The following is an 18,055-nucleotide window of genomic DNA, read 5'->3' as shown; positions in this document are numbered from 1 at the left end:
GTTCAACCTCCTATATTAAATCATACTTAGTGCTTTGAATAAAGTCCTTTATCTTGCATTACCGTTAATGCGAAATTACTTTCTCAAGCAGGACATTCATTCCATTGCTTAAGATTGTTAAAACTTCAAGACTTTAGTCGCCGTTTCAATAATGTCTTTATAATTAGGGAGCCATACTGTTTCAGCTTGTGAAAACGCGAATACCGTATCAGCAGCCGCCACTCGCAGTACTGGAGCATCCAAGCTCAAAATGGCACGTTCGTTAATTTCCGCGACAACATTCGCTGCTATACCAGCTTGCTTTTGTGCTTCTTGAACAACGATTGCGCGTCCTGTTTTTTCTACAGAAGCAATGATTGTATCAATATCCAATGGAGATACAGTCCGTAAGTCGACCACTTCTACGGAATGACCTTCCTTAGCCAATTCTTCAGCTGCCTTGATTGATTCCTGTACCATCGCACCATACGTAATAATGGATAAATCCGTTCCTTCTCTTTTCACATCCGCTTTTCCTAATGGAATTGTATATTCTTCCTCAGGAACTTCCTGACGGAAAGAGCGGTACAATTTCATGTGCTCAAGGAAAATGACAGGGTCATTATCACGAATCGCCGAAATCAATAAGCCTTTAGCATCGTAAGGAGTGGAAGGGATAACTACCTTTAACCCAGGTTGCTGAGCCATTAAACCTTCTAAGCTATCAGCGTGCATTTCCGGAGTATGCACTCCGCCTCCAAAAGGTGAGCGAATTGTAACCGGCGCACTGTAACGTCCGCCTGAACGGTAGCGCATACGAGCAAGCTGACCGCTTACGGAGTCCATTACTTCATATATGAAACCGAAGAATTGTATTTCAGGAACAGGACGGAAACCTTGCAAGGAAAGACCGACAGCTAATCCACCGATTCCGGATTCAGCTAGAGGTGTATCAAATACACGATCTTCGCCGAATTCTTTTTGAAGATTTTCCGTTGCACGGAAAACTCCTCCATTAAGACCAACATCTTCTCCAAAAACGAGTACATTCTCGTCATTTTTAAGTTCTGTACGTAATGCTTCTGTAATTGCTTGAATCATCGTCAATTGAGCCATGGCTTACTTCGACTCCTTCTCTTTATAAATTTCATATTGTTCTTTTAAGTTATAAGGCATTTCTTCATACATGTTTTCAATAAGGTCTGTAACCTTTTGCTTAGGTTCTGCATCAGCCTTTTTGATTGCTTCTTTAATATCGTCTTTTGCTTTTTCTATTGTTTCGTTCTCTAATTCTTCATTCCAGAGTTTTTTGTTTTCCAAGAACTTGCGGAAACGAACCAATGGATCTTTTAATTCCCACTCATTATCCATATCTGAAGTACGGTAACGTGTCGGGTCATCACCAGCCATCGTATGTGGTCCATAACGGTAAGTTAATGTTTCAATCAATGTAGGGCCTTCACCATTAATTGCACGTTCACGCGCTTCTTTAACTGCTGTATAAACAGCCAATGCATCCATACCATCAACTTGGATGCCAGGAATACCTGCAGCCACACCCTTTTGGGCCAATGTTTTCGATGCTGATTGTAAATCAACCGGAGTTGAGATTGCGAAATGGTTATTTTGCACGATGAAGATAGCTGGCGCTTTAAATGCACCTGCAAAGTTAATTCCCTCATAGAAGTCACCTTGTGAGGTTCCACCGTCACCGGTATAAGTGATTGCTACAGCTTTTTTTCCGCGTTTCTTCATACCAAGTGCCACTCCGGCAGCTTGGATATATTGAGCACCGATAATGATTTGAGGGGAAATCACATTGACATCTTCAGGAATTTGATTTCCTTTAAAATGTCCCCGAGAGAATAAAAATGCTTGCCAAAGCGGCAGGCCATGCCAAACGATTTGCGGCACGTCACGGTAACCTGGAAGAATGAAATCCTCTTTTTCCAATGCATACTGGGAAGCGATCTGAGAAGCTTCTTGACCGGCAGTCGGTGCATAGAACCCTAATCTGCCTTGGCGGTTCAGTGATATAGAACGTTGATCCAAAATGCGGGTATAAACCATACGTTGCATTAATTCCTGCAGTTGTTCATCACTTAAATCAGGCATTGCCGCTTCGTTAACGACTTCTCCCTCTTCATTTAAAATTTGGAAAGTTTCAAATTGTTCTTCCACTTTCTTAAGCTGATCTTGAACATTAATTTTAGCTTGTTTAGTTTTTTGAGCCATTTGGCACCTCATCCTTTCATTAAAAAGGTTTGCTATTATTATTCTCTAAAGCAAAAATAGTTTGCTTTATAGTTTCTTCAACAATTCATTGTTTTATTTTTTCCTTAAGACCAATCCCTCAAACGTGGATATGCTTAATATGTCTCAATCTTATTCTGTACCATAAAAAAAATCAAGGAAAATGATACAAGAACTTTTACAGATTTAGTTTACAAGATGAATTAACATCAAGTCAATCACTTGGAGTTCCTTATTTTTTTGATTTACGAGAATCTACAATACTCATACTTCTTCTCTGTATCAGTTTTCGTTTTACAACTGTACTATTAATCCCCCACCATTTTTCAATTTATGGATGAATAAAGATAATATTTCAATCCCTCAGCCTATCCAATCGATTCAAAAACCGCTTTAACTAAAGGCATTTGAGCCTTTAAGATAATATTCTAAAAAAATATTCAAACGCTTTCATATCAGTCTGCTGTTAGATTTTCTATTTTCATTTTTTTTTAGTACAGGTACTGAAATTTACCCTCGGCTATCTGCATTTAAAAATCATTCTAGAATTTTTCAGTTTATAGAAAACTGGATCCACAAAAAATGGGCTGTGAGTGAGGATCACAGCCCATCATTACTTATATTATTTTGTTGAGTCAGCCATTTCTATGCCCGAACTGTCATAAAAACTTTCTTTTTTTTGATTGGACTTTACCGTTAATGCATTAAATTGCTCATTCGCTTTCAAAACTTTTGTATAGGAAGTATTGATTTTCTCGATTTGTCCTTGTAATTCATCCATTTTCAAATCCTCTTTTTTAAACAGTTCATATAATTCACGATCATTTTCCAGACTTTGCTGATAGGCATCATATAAGTTGTCGTAGGTGCTATAACGTTCACTCATGACCTTTTTCATTTCAGTCGCTTCTTTTTTTACCTCTTCATCCTCTATTTTCCCAATTTGTTCATCTATCTTATTAAATTGTTCTTTCGAGGATTGCATGCTGCTTTGTTCCTTTTCAATTATTTCCTCCCTTTGGTCAATATTTTTAGTTGCTTCATCTGAAAGCTCGACGATTTGTTCATACTCTTCCAAGCCAAGTTTAATGATTTTCTCATACTGTTCTTTTTCTTTTTTCTCCAAATCATTAAGTGGCTCCTGATTCTCGGTGAAATCACTTTCCTTTTCTGCAGTTTTCTCTAGGATCTTGTGGATTCTTTCTTCCGGTGAACCATTAAAACAACCGGTCAAGATCGCTAAAAAAAGAAGTAAAATAACATATGGACCAAAACGCTTCAACATAGACAGCTCCTTCTGATAGTTCTTTGTAGATTCATATTTCTCTAAATTTCTGTTTAAGCACAGACACTTGTACTAATCATATTCCGAACATGAATTTTTCATTACTGGGCGCAAGCCTACACCCTTTAAACCATACTGCATAGGCTGTAGGGACCGTTTCAAATCAGAGTGGTCAACATTTTAATAATACAAAAACGGAGGTATGAAATTATGTATGGAGGTTACAACCAGGATTGTTGTTATCCGGTTTCCGTTGAACCCAGCTTTGGTTACGGTGGTCAATGTGGTGGAGGCTGCGGCTTTGGAAGCGGCTTCGCCCTAATCATCGTCCTGTTCATTCTGCTCATCATTGTCGGCGCTTGCTTTTGCTAAACCGATAATTACTTTTACCTTTACCCGAAAATGTTATCTATTTACCCTATTCACAAAAAAATTTCTATTTTTTTTTAAAAGACCTCAACAAATAATGGCTGGGATAGGAATTTGTCGACCGATTCCATCCCTCCCATTAACTTTCAGCATTTTTTTTGTTAAAATAACCTATACATATTATAAGAATTTCTATGGGGTGAAAGATTATGCTTACTATGGATGATTTTGTTAAGGAAGACGATCCGATATTAAGGAAAGTCGCGCTGGAGGTTCCACTTCCGGCGTCAGATGAAGATAAGCAACTTTTAGCTAGCTTGATGGAATACGTCCAAAACAGCCAAAAGCCCGATATTGCTGCTTTATACGGGTTAAGGGCAGGAATCGGCTTGGCTGCACCACAGGTTAATGTTTCAAAAAGGATGATTGCGGTCCATTTGAAAGAAAAAGATGATCAACTGTATAGCTATGCACTTTTCAACCCAAAACTCATTAGTCATTCAGTGGAGAAAGCATACTTGACATCCGGAGAAGGCTGTCTTTCCGTTAATCGCCCCGTTTCTGGCTATGTACCACGTTATGCTCGAATAACGGTTGTGGGTACGGACCTGGAAGAAAATTCGGTTCAGCTCCGCCTTAAAGGCACCGCAGCCATTTGCTTTCAACATGAAATCGACCATCTTAATGGAATCATGTTTTATGATCATATCAATCAGGAAGAACCCTATGCCGTTCCGGAAAATTCCATTGCGGTGGAAAGGTAAACGTATAAGCGACAAAAACTCCCGTCTTTTGGTTGACGGGAGTTTTTATTTAAATCAGTTCAAGTTCCTTCAAACCAAAAAGTATGCCATCATCATCGACATCCTTCGTTACAAAGTCGGCCTCTTGCTTCACAAGTTGACCGGCATTCCCCATTGCCACGCCATATCCCGCTACTTTTAACATTTCTATATCATTTAAGCCATCTCCAAAGGCGTAAACATCTTCAAGAGCAAACCCGACTTTATCCATTAGTATTTTAATACCTTCAGCTTTTGAACCCCCGAATGGAAGTACATCCGTCGAGTATTCATGCCATCTAATAAAGTGAAAGTCATTATATTTCCCAACAAAATTCCCTTCTTCATCTTCCGAGCAGAATAATAAGGCCTGGTATATTTCATGGTCCTCATAAAAGTCTGCCACATGTTCAGGGTGTGGGAACTTCAAGGTGCTTAATGCTTCTTCAATTCTGCTATGATGTGGGACACTCGATTTCATTGTCTCCTCATTCATGAAAACGATTGGGATTTTATTATTTTCAGCATGTTCGTGAAGCCTTTTTATCTCAGTTATGCTCAAAGGGTTTTTATAAACGACTTTCCCTTCAAAAACAACGTATTGTCCATTGAAACTAACGAATGTATCGATGCCCAGTTCTTCCCTTAAAGACTCGAACATAAACGGTGCCCTTCCAGTGGCAATCGCTACGAAAACCCCGCTATCCTGTAATTGCTTAATGGCTTTTTTCGTTGAAGCAGGTAACTTTTTTTCATGATCAAGCAATGTTCCGTCAATATCAAAAAATACGATTTTCACTAACGATTCACTTCCAATTCATTCATTTTTCCTTTTTTAATATGTACCCATTTAATAATTGTCATCAAGATAAGTCAAGTAACTCTACAGAATTCCACTCAAAGTTACGGTTTGTATTCAAAAATGAGCATATACTATTCTTAATAGAACTAAAACTCAGGTTTTCCATCTTACACTTCTCCCCTCCTTCTTGCCTCTGAAATCACAGTTGTCGGTATGAATGTGCCTTTTTTTTCAAAAATGGGCCAAGTACTTGTAAAGACATATTTACATTATTGAATAATCCTATACAATAATAACTAAGGGAGCGTGATCGCCATGTTAAAAAAGCTTCGTAAAAAGCTTGTTAAACAGTGGAATGATCTTTTAAGAAAAAAATCTATCGCATGATTTGCCATTCATATCCTGCCATGGCCGTCATCCATATGCGAATTTTTTTCGGACAGCCCTTCAAAAACTTGCGGAGGGCTTCTTCCTTGTTGTAAAGTTCTTGTTAAGCATTCTTTCTATCTTGGCATTGATATGCAAGGTGATTACATAATTCATCAAATTATTAGCCGTTGTCTTTTCATGAAACGCTGTACCCAATGGTACTATATAATTAAGAAAGAAATCGTTTGCGAAAAAGGATCCCATTCAAATAAGATAAAGTGAGTAAACTATTTTCGCATGAAAAGAAGCTTGCAGAAACTTTTCTTAGCGATTTAAGTTTTACACATAGTAAAAACGGATAGGATATATGATAGAGGAAGCTATAATTGGATTGATACCCGATATCTGCCATCTATTTTTTTATATACTTTTTTAGACATTGGTATATTTAATTCATCAAAACCCCTTCCGTTTTTATGGCGGAGCTGGGTTTATTTTTACATGATGTTGAAAAACATGAAAAAATTGTTGTTTTTATATATAATGAAAAAAGCAATGCAAACAAGTGAGGAGAGATTAAAATGGTTTTTAAGGTATACTATCAAGTAACCATAGCAGAGGTTCCCATCAGGGAGAATACTAAAACAGTGTTTGTTGAAGGTGAATCTGTTCGTGAGGTCCGTTTAAAATTAAAAAAAGAACCTTATAACGTAGAAATTGTACTACCGGTAACCGGAGCATATTTAGAATATGAAAAACAAAATGAAGATTACAAAGTATTGGAGCTATAATTTATGAAATTTGTAAAAAATGATCAAACAGCTGTATTCGCCCTGGGCGGTTTAGGCGAAATCGGTAAGAACACATATGCTGTTCAGTTTCAAGATGAGATCATCGTCATTGATGCTGGAATTAAATTTCCTGAAGATGAACTTCTCGGTATTGACTATGTGATTCCGGATTACAGCTATTTAGAGAAAAATGTAGATAAAATTAAAGGTGTTTTCATCACGCATGGCCATGAAGACCATATTGGCGGGATTCCTTATTTACTTAGAAAAGTGAATGTCCCTGTGTACGGCGGGAAGCTTGCACTTGGATTACTTCGGAATAAATTGGAAGAACATGGCCTTTTACGTCAGACAACCATGATTGAAATCAGTGAAGATGAAGTGATCAAGTTCCGGAAGACTTCCGTCTCATTCTTCCGCACAACTCACAGTATCCCTGATTCTTATGGAATCGTTGTAAAAACGCCACCTGGGCAAATTGTCCATACTGGTGATTTTAAATTCGACTTCACACCTGTTGGCGAGCCAGCGAACTTGACCAAGATGGCCGAAATTGGCAAAGAAGGCGTATTGTGCTTACTCTCGGATAGCACAAATAGTGAAGTGCAGAACTTCACTATGTCTGAAAGCCGTGTCGGCGATACCATTCAAGACATTTTCCGTAAGGTTGACGGCCGGATCATTTTTGCAACGTTTGCATCGAACATCCATCGCCTTCAGCAAGTTGTAGAAGCAGCCGTGGCTAATGGCCGTAAAATAGCTGTTTTTGGCCGCAGTATGGATTCCGCCATATCAATTGGCCAAGACCTTGGTTATATCGTAGCGCCTAAAGATACATTTATAGATGTACAGCAATTAAATCGTATGCCTGCGAACAAAGTAACCATCCTTTGTACAGGCAGCCAAGGTGAACCAATGGCAGCACTGTCAAGGATAGCAAATGGGACTCACCGTCAAATTCAAATCATTCCTGGTGATACAGTCGTATTTTCTTCTTCACCTATTCCTGGTAATACAATCAGTGTTTCCAGAACGATTAATCAATTATATCGTGCAGGTGCAGACGTCATTTCAGGGCCACTGAATGATATTCATACTTCAGGTCATGGCGGACAGCAGGAACAAAAACTAATGCTTCGTTTGATAAAGCCAAAATTCTTCATGCCAATCCATGGTGAATATCGCATGCAAAAACTTCATGCCCGTCATGCAGTCGATTGCGGTGTCCCGGAAGAAAATTGCTTTATCATGGATAATGGTGAAGTTCTTTCCTTAAGTGAAAACACAGCACAAATTGCTGGTAAAATCCCTTCAGGCTCTGTTTATATCGATGGAAGCGGCATCGGGGATATCGGTAATATCGTCTTACGCGATCGTCGGATTCTTTCCGAAGAAGGTCTTGTGGTTGTCGTTGTCAGCATAAATATGAAGGAATTCAAAATTGCGTCCGGCCCTGACATCATCTCACGCGGATTTGTTTATATGAGGGAATCGGGAGACCTGATCAGTGATGCTCAATCCTTGATCACTAAGCATTTAAATAAAGTGATGGATCGCAAAACTACTCAATGGTCTGAAATTAAAAATGAAATTACAGACACTTTATCTCCATTCCTATATGAAAAAACTAAACGCCGTCCTATGATCCTACCGATCATCATGGAAGTCCAATAAACAAAAAAACCCAGCCATATGATGGCTGGGTTTTCAGACTGTGGACAAACTTGATTATAATTGAGTTTGTCCACAGTTTTTTTAGGTTTACTAAATTTGACCGGTGATTGGAACGTAGGGCACTTGCTTTCCGGGCATGACTTGGTGAAAGATATTTATTCAAAGGTCTGCGTAACAACATGGCCGTTGGTTTAGGTTACGGTTTCCATGTTAAAGTGCCACGCTTCTCTACGATCGCGAAAAAAAATGGGCGGAGCTTTAAAGATACTGACCTGTTTGAACAGATTTTCTATCGGGTATTAATGATAGCTTCCGAAAGTAAGCGGCGACACGCTATTTTTGGCAAGAATTATGGAAGAAGCAGATCATCTGCGTCATAATGAAGATGCGAAACGTAAAGAAACGATAGAGCGTGTATTCGAAAGACGCAAAAGAAGTATTGTATGCGTTGGACTACTTTAAGGGAACTTTAAAAAATTTTCGCTGCAGGCTATTCTCGGTATCTGCTTCAAAACCAACAAAAAGGTTTCGGAATGAGACCATTCCGAAACCTTTTTGTTTTCCTTTGATAAAAGAAACGCTGCCTGATACTAATTTAGCAGGACGCTTGCTTATTCTACAATCTTTTTTTCGAATCGATTGATGTCCGAATCCGCTCCGATGACGATCAATATATCACCTTTATGTATTAAATCGCTTGCCTGTGGGGAGACATTTATTTCGTTCCCTCTTTTAATCGCGACGATATTCAGCCCATAGTGAGCGCGGATATCAAGATCAAATATCGAATTTCCATTCATCTTTTGGCTTGCAACAATTTCGACGATGGAATGTTCATCAGATAGCTCCAAATAATCGAGAATATTATTGGAGACGATATTATGTGCAATCCTTCTCCCCATATCTCGTTCGGGGTGCACAACGAAGTCGGCCCCGATTTTACGAAGAACCTTCTCATGATAATCATTTTGCGCTTTTACCGTAACATTTCCGACACCCAATTCCTTAAGCATGAGAGTCGTCAATATACTTGCTTGAATATTCTCGCCAATCGCTACGATTACGTGATCAAAATTACGAATTCCTATGTTTCTCAGCACATTTTCATCTGTCGTATCCCCTACTACGGCATGAGAAGCTATTTTGGCAAATTCATTCACTCGATCTTCGTCTGCATCAATGGCCAGCACTCCTAATCCCTCTTCAGCCAATGTCTTGACTATACTGCCGCCAAAACGGCCAAGTCCAATCACCGCAAATTCTTTTTTCACAATAAGCCCTCCAACATCATTCGTTCTCTCTTTAATGTTCCGTCCTGAAAAGCGTTTTTTAAGCTCTGTTTCCTTTAAACGTTATATAATCCGTCAAATGGTTAATCGCGAGTTCGATCGCACTCTCATCCGGACTCAACTTAGCATGGTGCAATCCGTATTCTGATGAAACCCCTAGCCAGAACATGAAACCTGGAATCTCCTTTAACATATATCCAAAATCTTCACCGGTCATCGCTTCAGTACAGCGATGCAAATGAACATCCGATGCCTTGTCTGTAAATTCCATGAATTCCCGGGTCAGCCTTTCTTCATTATACACCTGGTGATACATCGCACCATAGTCGATTTCTGCCAAGCACTCAAATCCAACTTGTATACCATCCACAAGCGCTTTAATTCTTGACTTGACCTTTACCATCGATTCGGGGTTAAGGGTTCGTATTGTGCCTTCTAGCCGCGCTGTCTCCGCAATAATATTTTGAACGGTTCCTCCAGTAATCTTCCCAACTGTAATGACAGCTGAATCAAGTGGATTTACATTCCGCGAAACGATGGTTTGCAGTTGCCCTACAAGCGAGCAGGCCGCGATGACCATGTCTTTTGTTTCATGTGGATAGGCTGCATGCCCTCCTTTACCTTTCAAATCGATGTACAATTCAGATGTATTGGCAAATAGAAGCCCTTCTTTAACGGCAATCGTTCCAACTTGATACTCTGGAGCAATATGTAAAGCAAGGATCATGTCAGGCTTCCATTTTTTCATGGTCTCCGATTTAAGCATCGGTTCCGCACCACCAGGGCCTTCTTCTGCCGGTTGGAAAATGAATAGCAAGTCATCATCGATTTGATTTTCGGCGAAATACGTCAATAATCCCAAACCGATGCTCATATGAAAATCATGGCCGCAGGCATGCATATGTTCCTCATGTTTGGATGCGAAGGGCAGCCCAGTTTCCTCTTTTATCGGCAGACCGTCTATATCTGCCCTATAGCCAATTATTTTCCGAGGGTTCCTTCCCTTCACTTTCACGAATATCCCCGTTCGCCAAGTTTCTATTTCTATTCGCTCAGAGGCAAGATTCGTTATGTAATTCAATAGATATTGCTGCGTCTTATATTCTTTAAATCCTATCTCCGGTATTTGATGCAAATCACGCCGGATCTCGGCAAAAGGATTTGTTTTCACATTATTCCCTCCTATACAGAAAGCGTGGATAATTATATCCACGCGTAAGGCAATATTCACTTAAGAAATTAAAGTTGGCGAAGTTCTTGCATGATCTCTGTTTTTGATTTAGTTTTTTCATCAATTTGTTTAATGACCTTCGCCGGGACACCAGCAGCCACTGAGTAAGGCGGAACGTCTTTCGTTACAATTGCACCAGCCGCTACAACTGAACCTTGACCGATTTTCACACCTTCAAGAACCACCGCATTAGCTCCGATTAAAACATCGTCTTCCAAAATGACCGGTTGTGCAGAAGGAGGCTCGATGACACCTGCTAATACTGCACCTGCACCAACGTGACAGTTTTTACCCACTGTTGCACGTCCGCCCAGTATTGCATTCATGTCAATCATTGTGCCTTCACCAATGACGGAGCCAATATTGATCGATGCTCCCATCATGATCACTGCATTGTCACCGATCGATACTTGGTCACGGATTATTGCTCCAGGCTCGATACGGGCTTTGATGCCTTTTAGGTCCAATAAAGGAATGGCAGAGTTACGGCGATCGTTTTCAACTACATAATCCTCGATTTTTGTCCCCGCTGCCTCGATTGCCTCTTCGACCTCAGACCACTCACCGAATACAACCCCTGTATTTCCTGTAATGAAGGTTTTAGAAGCTGGTCCAAAATCCATACCTTCTAAATCACCTTTGACATATACTTTTACTGGTGTCGATTTTTTACTATTTGAGATAAAAGAAATAATTTCATTTGCATCCATTTTATTCATTCCGGGTAAAACCTCCTAAATATGTATCATTACTCGTCTTAAATTTAACAGACAAATGCCGGCAAGACAAGTTGAATGTCACTCTTAAATATTATTCTGCCCTATTGACATTTTCGTCATCGGACTCATAACATTCCTTGTTGGCGAATATGCTCTTTTACCACTTCCGTGAATGCTTGGACTTGCTTTAACTGGAAAGCAGATTCATAGCCGCAAAGCCATGTATCCCGTTCGATTGAGTGATTATGCCCATCTAGAAGAGGGATTTTAAAAACATTCGTATCTTTATCATGTAAAGTGATGGCAGGCAGGATTGCATATCCAATGCCGTTAAATACCATTTGTTTGCATGTTTCGATTTGATCCACGACTATGGTGTTTTTGGGTGTCGTTTTAAATTGCCGGTGCCACCAGTCCTGAATTTCCTGGTAATAATTCGAATCGCTTTTAAACTGAATGAATGGCCGGTCCGTTTCAAACACTTGATTCAGTTCCTTCATTTCAGTATCCACCAAATAAAGCATATCTGTAAATAAATGCTGTTTAACCCCTTTCCAATCCGGGGCTCCCCTTATGATTCCAATATGTACTTGTCCTTCATACAAAGACTTTAAAATCTCACTGCTCCAGCCAGTGATTAATGAAATTTTGGCATAGGGATATTTTTGGACGAATTTTTTTAATACTTGCGGAAGCCAATTTTGGCCGACAATCGAGGCACAGGCTATTTTCAAAGTACCATATACTTCATGATCCATAGCTTGGATACTTTCCCTGACCTTTTCTTCTTTTTCTATTACCTCATTGGCCAAACGGATTACCGCTTCCCCTGCAGGCGTCAGAGACAGCCCTTTTTGTGAACGCAGAAACAGTTTCGATCCCCAATCCTTTTCTATTGATTGTAAACGCTGTGATAAAGCCGGCTGGGAAACGAACAACCGCTCAGCTGCTTTTCTCATATTCATTTCCTGAGCAAGTACAGATAATAAATGAAATTCTGAAAACGACATACACACCAACCTCTTGATAATTAATTCTTATCATGCTGACTTAATTTATTTACATTTAATTATCAACAAAGTCCGCATATATTACAAGGGAAAAGAAATGGAGTGAATATCCTTTTACGATCATATTATTGCTGGTCATCAGTTTTGCAGCATTCAATGCAGGCACATCGACAGCTGAAATTCAACATACGGTCTCGATCGCATGATTGATTCCATTGATCATCCGAGTCGCATTTCCCTTCCACTTAAAGGCAAGCTCCAATTATGAGTCTGCCTTATTCTCATATGCCTTCTTATTCTTTCTTAGTCTTGTAAGTAACATGAAACTGATTACTGAGAAGACTAGAACAATGAGATAAATCGTTTGTAAAGACAATGTAAGTCCTTCCTGCAAAACTTTTACCACATTTTCAGGAAGCTTCGTACGTTCTTCACTGTTCAACAGTTTATTTGCCGTATCTATCGTCACTCCCGAACCGGATGGTGCATGCTCGTTTAAATAGGCTTGAAGTCTCGTATTCATGATTCCTCCAAGTAATGCTGCACCTACCGTATTTCCTAAATTACGCATGAACATATTAGAAGCTGTCGCAATCCCCCTGCGTTCCCAGCTGACTGTTTTTTGAATGACGACAATGAATGAGGTAGAAGTCAAACCCATCCCTACACCGACAAAGAAGGATCCCATGGCAGCAATAAGGGGCCCTGCTTCTGGCTTCATCCATACTAGGATCAAACTCCCAAGGATCAGCGAGCACCCTCCAAGGAGGGAGGTCGCTTTGAAGCCTATTTTCATCAATAACTTGCCTGATACCATTGAAGCGATCGGCCAGCCAATTGACATGGCTGTCAATGTAAACCCAGCTACCGTAGGAGAGCGTTCCATCACACCCTGAACGAATGTTGGGAGGAAACTTGATAATCCTATCATCATCACCCCTGTCGTCAGAGATACAAGATTCGCAATCAAGATGGAGCGCTCCTGCCAGATTTCAAATGGCATCATCGGTTCGGTTGCTTTCATTTCCTGAAGAATGAATAAGATAAAGGTGATTATGGCCACTAATGCCAGGGAAATGACTGGAGCTGAAGCCCATGACCATTTTACTCCCCCTTCTACGAGTATCACCATAAGAGTGGATATGGATAACGTCAATAGGGTTGCACCAAGGTAATCGATATCACGTTTTTTCTTTTCAATTTTTTCATGAAGGAAAAACCAAATCCCTATAAAAGATAGTAAGCCCAGAGGAATATTAACCCAAAATACAAGCTTCCAAGTCAGGGATTCAACGAGCATGCCGCCCAAAGCCGGCCCCATTACCGCTGAAATGCCCCAAACGCTCGATAGATACCCTTGAACGCGTGCCCTCTCCTCATTTTTATAGATATCACCAACAATCGTTGAAGCTACTGGAGCTACAGCCCCTGCCCCAAAACCTTGTACAAAGCGATAAATGATGAGTTCCGTCATGGAATTGGCAAAGCCGCAAAGAAGGGAGCCAATTAAGAAAACAACGATCCCAAATAATAAGACAGGTTTTCTACCGAGAATATCTGAGAGCTTTCCATATATCAAGACTGTCACAGCGTTCATTAACAAATAGCCTGAAAACACCCAGCTGTAAAGTGAAAAACCACCTAAATCGCTTACAATGGCTGGCATAGCCGTCGAAACGATCGTTCCTTCAATAGCATTCATAAACATAGCCAACATGATGGCACCTAAAACGAAGGGACGTTTCAATTTTTTATTCTGCACTTTTGCACTATCCACTGCTTGGCCCAATTTCCGCCATCCTTTCCTAATAAGTAATAACTGTTTTTAGATTTTACCATCAACTGGTACAAATATGTAAAAAACAAGAAAACTCGCCAACTGGCGAGTCTTAAGGTTAACCATATTCAGCCTTACATTTTTATTCAGCTGTATTTTGTTTAAATACTTTTTTCAAGATTGCTCTTCTAGTTAAGATACCTTCAAATACATGTTCGTCATTCTCTACACAGACAAACGGATGATCGATTAACAATTCCACACCCTTTGTCAAAGTATCTTCAATATGCAGGCGAGGTATTTCTATATTCATTATTTCAGAAACTTTTTTATTCTCAAGATTATCGAATTCAATTCGTTCCAGTCCCAAAATTGAATCAAGAATGACTGGTGTGCTGATTAAGCCATGCAGTTTATACATCGGATCTAACACAGGAATGGCCGTATAACCGCTCTTTGTTAATACCAAAAGTGCATGTTCTAAATTATTGGTTACCTGCACGTGGGCCACGCGTTCAGAAGAAATCATTAAGTCTTTAACGCTGGATTCCAATAAATCCCCATCATGAGTACCGATCATGTTAAAACCCCTTACCATATGTTTTTATATACAGCTCTTTCATCAGTTTAACATATGTAAGCAGAAAAGGCTCATTCCTAGATCAATAAAATCCCAAACTGTGGGATTTTGACAAAGCTCCTTACCCCTTACTAGTTTTAATGTTAACCTGTTTAAAACCGCATTCCGGGCATTGATAAATCACATTTTGGTTTGATTGTGCCGTTAATACATTTTCCATTTCCCTTTCTTCTCCGCAAACAGGACAAATTACCATTGGATTTTTCATTTTTATCCCTCCAATTAATAAGATGTCGTAAAAATCACTTCTTCATTCAAAAAGTAATAATTGAACGGTTTCATGCACAATAAAAAAAGCCGCTTCCATGGGAAGGCGACTTTTAATGATTTTTTAAGATTGAAGAAGATCAAAGATTTCAATGGTAATCATATCAATATTATCGAATTGATATTTTGCTGATTTCCCTTTATCACTGTATACTTCAAGCTCGAACATTTCTGTTTTGCTGAAATATGTAACCTGGCACTTTTTCACACCATCTATTTCAAAAAAACGTTGAGCAGATTCAGATTCCTTCGCTTGCTCTTGAAGACTTTTCAATCTGGTAAGAATGCCCTGTAATTGAGACATACTCCCTCTCCTTTCTGAATAAAACCTTTTCGATAGGTTTCACTATACCATACTTTTCTATCCAGTAGCCACGCTGAAATAAATTCAGAATAATTTAAAACTTCATTCTTTACATGGTACTATTAACAGAATAAAATAAGGAATGGATTTTGTACATGAAAAATTTTCTGGAGGTAGATTCTATTGCAAAACATTAGTGAACTTGGTTATCGCATTTCATTGATTGATGGTTTTGATTTGAATAGAAGAAATCGAACAGGAACATATGTAATTGCCGATACAGACATCACTTTAGTCGAAACTTCCGCCAGCCCTTCCATCCCCCATTTAATGAAGGGTCTTGAAGATCTGGGAATCTCCCCTTTGGATATTACATATATCATTCTTACCCATATACATTTGGACCATGCAGGTGGAGCGGGACTTTTTTTACAGCATTGTCCAAACGCCAAAGTGATCGTCCATCCAAAAGGTGCACGGCATCTAGAAGACCCAACACGTTTGATCGCTGGGGCTAAAGCTGTCTATGGTGAAGAATTCAATGAGCTTTTCAATCCGATTTTACCTATTCCATTTGATAGAATGCTGACTATACATGATAGAGAAGCCCTAAAGACCAGTGATAATTCCTCCTTGACCTTTTATGACACCCCAGGGCATGCAAACCATCATTTAAGCATTTTCGATTCCGTATCAAAAGGCATGTTTTCAGGTGACACAGTTGGCATTTTTTATCGTGAACTTGATGAAGAAGGTTTGGAATTTTATTTACCATCCACATCACCAAACCAATTTAATCCCGATGCGATGCTTGCTGCAGCGGAATTGTACGAAAGCATCGGCGTCGAGCGTATATATTTTGGTCATTACGGGGTATCGGAAAACCCTAAGGAAGTATATAAACAACTTCATTATTGGCTGCCCAAATTTGTGGAGACTGCCAAATCGGCATATAGGGAATATGATAGCTTTGAGGAACAAGTAGCGGCAACCAGTAAAAATATTTTCACGGAAGTCGCGGTTCATTTAGGTGAAAAAGGAATCATTACTGATCATCCCGTTTTTGAAATCATCGCCATGGACGTAAATGTTTGTTCCATGGGGCTGATAGACTATCTTATAAAACAGGAAAAGGTTAAGTAAAAAGGTTCCTTCAAGGTTTTTCCCTATTCAAATGTCCTGCGATTCTCTATAATGAATAAGTACATCTTACATATAGAATACATGGAGGAATGAAATGAAAGACGTAACGCTTTATACCCAACCTGATTGCCCTCCCTGCAAAATCATGAAAATGTTCTTTGATGATAATAATGTCGTATACAAAGAAAAGGATATTAATGCAGATGGACATGCACGTAAAGAACTAACGAATAAATATGGCGCCTATTCCACGCCCACGGTCGTCATCGATGGGAAAGCCATTATCGGTTTTGAACTGGACGAAATAAAAAAAGAACTGAATATATAGCAAAAAGTCTAGAGAAGACTGCCCTCCTCTAGACTTTTTCAGGCTCCATATTTTTCAGATGAAGGAAGACTTTCCTTTTGAATACTTCATCTCATTTTTTCGCTTTCATACTTTACGTCCATTACCTTCCAAACGTCATTCTCCTTTTTCAATGTAACTGATTCAACATGTTTTTCCATCGATACCGGTCCGTCCCCAGTGCCCTTGAATTCCTCCTGAACATAAATGACATCACCGTTTTTCCCATATACAATTTCCGTATTCTTGTCATAACTGAAAAAAGGGATATAATACGGAGCGAAATCTGATCCAAATGTGGTATAACCGCCATCGACTTTCACTACATTCGCTTGGACAAACTTCTTGATGAAATCACCTGTGAAATGTTTATCCAGCTTCCCTTCAATCGCTTCCTTAGTACGTACTTCCTCACTGATCGAGCCTTGGTTCTCCATGGCATCTTGTACTAAAGATAGTACTTCCTCTCTATGTAAGCCCTCCGCTGAAGCTGTTAACCCTCCTCCTAAAAAAAGAAGGACACTGGCAAGACATGCAACTAGATATTTCCTCATTACAATCATCTCCTAGTTATAGAATTTCTCCTAATGGTTCTGATTTTTGCCTATGCCTTTCAATACCCGTCAAAATCAAAGCCAAACTACAAAATCAAATTCTCCGGGATACCTTGATACCATTGCCCATTCCTTCACAATAAAAAAAGAAGATTTCATGAAATCGAAATCTCCCTCTTACAATTATTGAAAAGCATAGTAAAAAATAAAACCGGCAACCAAAACCGTCCCGACAAAAAGGGAAACGAATACTGGGTTCTTTAAATACGGATGTTCTTTAACCGAATCATCAATAGTCGAATCATATCTGGCTTTCACTTTCTGTGCCCTTGCTACAGAATAAGTATAAAAGAGCAGATATAACGCCATGACTGTAACGACTATGATTAAAATCCAGATGTACGTGCTCAAAATATGTCTCCTCCAAGTGCATCATTTCTGCTTATCGTTACACACTTCAAGCGATTATAT

General features: G+C 39.4%; 20 protein-coding genes and 1 pseudogene. 7 read left to right on the top strand and 14 right to left on the bottom strand.

The window, feature by feature from the left end; genetic code table 11:
* Nucleotides 1-117: 117 nt before the first annotated feature.
* The 3 genes from ACFX4X_RS06945 to ACFX4X_RS06935 all read right to left on the bottom strand — a co-directional run bounded on the left by ACFX4X_RS06945 (nucleotide 118) and on the right by ACFX4X_RS06935 (nucleotide 3,517).
* Nucleotides 118-1,095, bottom strand: coding sequence for an alpha-ketoacid dehydrogenase subunit beta (locus tag ACFX4X_RS06945; protein ID WP_061462266.1), 978 nt, complete (start codon nucleotides 1,093-1,095; stop codon nucleotides 118-120).
* Nucleotides 1,096-1,098: 3 nt separating this feature from the next.
* Entirely contained in the window at nucleotides 1,099-2,214 is a 1,116-nt protein-coding gene (pdhA, locus tag ACFX4X_RS06940) for a pyruvate dehydrogenase (acetyl-transferring) E1 component subunit alpha (RefSeq protein WP_061462265.1), read from the bottom strand.
* Nucleotides 2,215-2,854: 640 nt separating this feature from the next.
* A complete protein-coding gene (locus ACFX4X_RS06935; RefSeq protein WP_377382653.1) occupies nucleotides 2,855-3,517 on the bottom strand; it encodes a YkyA family protein in 663 nt (220 codons plus the stop codon).
* A gap of 267 nt (nucleotides 3,518-3,784) precedes the next feature.
* Between ACFX4X_RS06935 and ACFX4X_RS06930 the strand changes: the two are divergent.
* Both ACFX4X_RS06930 and def read left to right on the top strand, forming a co-directional pair.
* Nucleotides 3,785-3,889: pseudogene (locus tag ACFX4X_RS06930) on the top strand (YjcZ family sporulation protein); the annotation flags it as partial.
* A 206-nt stretch (nucleotides 3,890-4,095) separates the two neighbouring features.
* Nucleotides 4,096-4,650: a peptide deformylase gene (gene def / locus ACFX4X_RS06925; RefSeq protein WP_061462263.1), complete on the top strand. Its 555-nt coding sequence runs from the start codon at nucleotides 4,096-4,098 to the stop codon at nucleotides 4,648-4,650.
* A 49-nt stretch (nucleotides 4,651-4,699) separates the two neighbouring features.
* Here the strand turns inward: def and ACFX4X_RS06920 are convergent, their stop codons facing one another.
* A complete protein-coding gene (locus tag ACFX4X_RS06920) occupies nucleotides 4,700-5,467 on the bottom strand; it encodes a Cof-type HAD-IIB family hydrolase (protein WP_377382651.1) in 768 nt (255 codons plus the stop codon).
* A 953-nt stretch (nucleotides 5,468-6,420) separates the two neighbouring features.
* Here ACFX4X_RS06920 and ACFX4X_RS06915 point away from each other — a divergent pair.
* The 3 genes from ACFX4X_RS06915 (at nucleotide 6,421) to ACFX4X_RS06905 (ending at nucleotide 8,766) form a co-directional block, all read left to right on the top strand.
* A complete protein-coding gene (locus ACFX4X_RS06915) occupies nucleotides 6,421-6,630 on the top strand; it encodes a DNA-dependent RNA polymerase subunit epsilon (protein WP_377382649.1) in 210 nt (69 codons plus the stop codon).
* Nucleotides 6,631-6,633: 3 nt separating this feature from the next.
* Entirely contained in the window at nucleotides 6,634-8,304 is a 1,671-nt protein-coding gene (gene rnjA, locus ACFX4X_RS06910; RefSeq protein WP_061462260.1) for a ribonuclease J1, read from the top strand.
* Between the two features lie 339 nt (nucleotides 8,305-8,643).
* Entirely contained in the window at nucleotides 8,644-8,766 is a 123-nt protein-coding gene (locus ACFX4X_RS06905) for a hypothetical protein (protein ID WP_377382647.1), read from the top strand.
* Between the two features lie 149 nt (nucleotides 8,767-8,915).
* Here the strand turns inward: ACFX4X_RS06905 and ACFX4X_RS06900 are convergent, their stop codons facing one another.
* The 8 genes from ACFX4X_RS06900 to ACFX4X_RS06865 all read right to left on the bottom strand — a co-directional run bounded on the left by ACFX4X_RS06900 (nucleotide 8,916) and on the right by ACFX4X_RS06865 (nucleotide 15,541).
* Complete coding sequence (locus tag ACFX4X_RS06900; RefSeq protein WP_089362376.1) at nucleotides 8,916-9,575, bottom strand: potassium channel family protein; 660 nt, start codon at nucleotides 9,573-9,575, stop codon at nucleotides 8,916-8,918.
* A 58-nt stretch (nucleotides 9,576-9,633) separates the two neighbouring features.
* Nucleotides 9,634-10,764, bottom strand: coding sequence for an N-acetyldiaminopimelate deacetylase (locus tag ACFX4X_RS06895; RefSeq protein ID WP_284471346.1), 1,131 nt, complete (start codon nucleotides 10,762-10,764; stop codon nucleotides 9,634-9,636).
* 68 nt (nucleotides 10,765-10,832) lie between these two features.
* A complete protein-coding gene (gene dapD, locus ACFX4X_RS06890) occupies nucleotides 10,833-11,543 on the bottom strand; it encodes a 2,3,4,5-tetrahydropyridine-2,6-dicarboxylate N-acetyltransferase (protein WP_377382645.1) in 711 nt (236 codons plus the stop codon).
* Nucleotides 11,544-11,668: 125 nt separating this feature from the next.
* Complete coding sequence (locus ACFX4X_RS06885; RefSeq protein WP_061462256.1) at nucleotides 11,669-12,553, bottom strand: transcriptional regulator CcpC; 885 nt, start codon at nucleotides 12,551-12,553, stop codon at nucleotides 11,669-11,671.
* A 262-nt stretch (nucleotides 12,554-12,815) separates the two neighbouring features.
* Nucleotides 12,816-14,342: an MDR family MFS transporter gene (locus ACFX4X_RS06880; RefSeq protein ID WP_377382643.1), complete on the bottom strand. Its 1,527-nt coding sequence runs from the start codon at nucleotides 14,340-14,342 to the stop codon at nucleotides 12,816-12,818.
* A gap of 130 nt (nucleotides 14,343-14,472) precedes the next feature.
* Complete coding sequence (gene cbpB, locus ACFX4X_RS06875; protein WP_061462254.1) at nucleotides 14,473-14,910, bottom strand: cyclic-di-AMP-binding protein CbpB; 438 nt, start codon at nucleotides 14,908-14,910, stop codon at nucleotides 14,473-14,475.
* Between the two features lie 121 nt (nucleotides 14,911-15,031).
* The gene (locus ACFX4X_RS06870; protein WP_089362373.1) at nucleotides 15,032-15,178 is read right to left on the bottom strand and encodes a hypothetical protein; all 147 of its coding nucleotides are present in this window, start codon (nucleotides 15,176-15,178) and stop codon (nucleotides 15,032-15,034) included.
* 123 nt (nucleotides 15,179-15,301) lie between these two features.
* A complete protein-coding gene (locus ACFX4X_RS06865; protein ID WP_061462253.1) occupies nucleotides 15,302-15,541 on the bottom strand; it encodes a YkuJ family protein in 240 nt (79 codons plus the stop codon).
* 183 nt (nucleotides 15,542-15,724) lie between these two features.
* Here ACFX4X_RS06865 and ACFX4X_RS06860 point away from each other — a divergent pair, with 183 nt between their 5' ends.
* Both ACFX4X_RS06860 and ACFX4X_RS06855 read left to right on the top strand, forming a co-directional pair.
* A complete protein-coding gene (locus ACFX4X_RS06860) occupies nucleotides 15,725-16,684 on the top strand; it encodes an MBL fold metallo-hydrolase (protein WP_377382641.1) in 960 nt (319 codons plus the stop codon).
* A gap of 94 nt (nucleotides 16,685-16,778) precedes the next feature.
* Nucleotides 16,779-17,012, top strand: a complete 234-nt coding sequence (locus ACFX4X_RS06855) for a glutaredoxin family protein (RefSeq protein ID WP_284471350.1) — start codon at nucleotides 16,779-16,781, stop codon at nucleotides 17,010-17,012.
* Between the two features lie 86 nt (nucleotides 17,013-17,098).
* On the opposite strand, the gene ACFX4X_RS06850 is transcribed toward ACFX4X_RS06855, so the two are convergent.
* Both ACFX4X_RS06850 and ACFX4X_RS06845 read right to left on the bottom strand, forming a co-directional pair.
* A complete protein-coding gene (locus tag ACFX4X_RS06850; protein WP_284471351.1) occupies nucleotides 17,099-17,584 on the bottom strand; it encodes a DUF3993 domain-containing protein in 486 nt (161 codons plus the stop codon).
* Between the two features lie 183 nt (nucleotides 17,585-17,767).
* Complete coding sequence (locus tag ACFX4X_RS06845; protein ID WP_284471352.1) at nucleotides 17,768-17,995, bottom strand: hypothetical protein; 228 nt, start codon at nucleotides 17,993-17,995, stop codon at nucleotides 17,768-17,770.
* Nucleotides 17,996-18,055 lie beyond the last annotated feature (60 nt).

The organism is Peribacillus sp. YIM B13481 (assembly GCF_042787985.1).
Lineage (GTDB): Bacteria > Bacillota > Bacilli > Bacillales > DSM-1321 > Peribacillus > Peribacillus simplex_A.
Note: the sequence above shows the minus strand (reverse complement) of the source record. Positions and strands in the feature narration are given on the sequence as shown.

Excerpts from the sequence above, each read along its gene's own strand:
- ACFX4X_RS06855 (WP_284471350.1), top strand. The coding sequence starts at position 16,779 with ATGAAAGACGTAACGCTTTATACCCAACCTGATTGCCCTCCCTGCAAA.
- dapD (WP_377382645.1), bottom strand. The coding sequence starts at position 11,543 with ATGAATAAAATGGATGCAAATGAAATTATTTCTTTTATCTCAAATAGT.
- ACFX4X_RS06915 (WP_377382649.1), top strand. The coding sequence starts at position 6,421 with ATGGTTTTTAAGGTATACTATCAAGTAACCATAGCAGAGGTTCCCATC.
- ACFX4X_RS06870 (WP_089362373.1), bottom strand. The coding sequence starts at position 15,178 with ATGAAAAATCCAATGGTAATTTGTCCTGTTTGCGGAGAAGAAAGGGAA.
- def (WP_061462263.1), top strand. The coding sequence starts at position 4,096 with ATGCTTACTATGGATGATTTTGTTAAGGAAGACGATCCGATATTAAGG.
- ACFX4X_RS06945 (WP_061462266.1), bottom strand. The coding sequence starts at position 1,095 with ATGGCTCAATTGACGATGATTCAAGCAATTACAGAAGCATTACGTACA.
- pdhA (WP_061462265.1), bottom strand. The coding sequence starts at position 2,214 with ATGGCTCAAAAAACTAAACAAGCTAAAATTAATGTTCAAGATCAGCTT.
- ACFX4X_RS06865 (WP_061462253.1), bottom strand. The coding sequence starts at position 15,541 with ATGTCTCAATTACAGGGCATTCTTACCAGATTGAAAAGTCTTCAAGAG.
- ACFX4X_RS06885 (WP_061462256.1), bottom strand. The coding sequence starts at position 12,553 with ATGTCGTTTTCAGAATTTCATTTATTATCTGTACTTGCTCAGGAAATG.
- ACFX4X_RS06935 (WP_377382653.1), bottom strand. The coding sequence starts at position 3,517 with ATGTTGAAGCGTTTTGGTCCATATGTTATTTTACTTCTTTTTTTAGCG.
- rnjA (WP_061462260.1), top strand. The coding sequence starts at position 6,634 with ATGAAATTTGTAAAAAATGATCAAACAGCTGTATTCGCCCTGGGCGGT.
- cbpB (WP_061462254.1), bottom strand. The coding sequence starts at position 14,910 with ATGATCGGTACTCATGATGGGGATTTATTGGAATCCAGCGTTAAAGAC.
- ACFX4X_RS06850 (WP_284471351.1), bottom strand. The coding sequence starts at position 17,584 with ATGAGGAAATATCTAGTTGCATGTCTTGCCAGTGTCCTTCTTTTTTTA.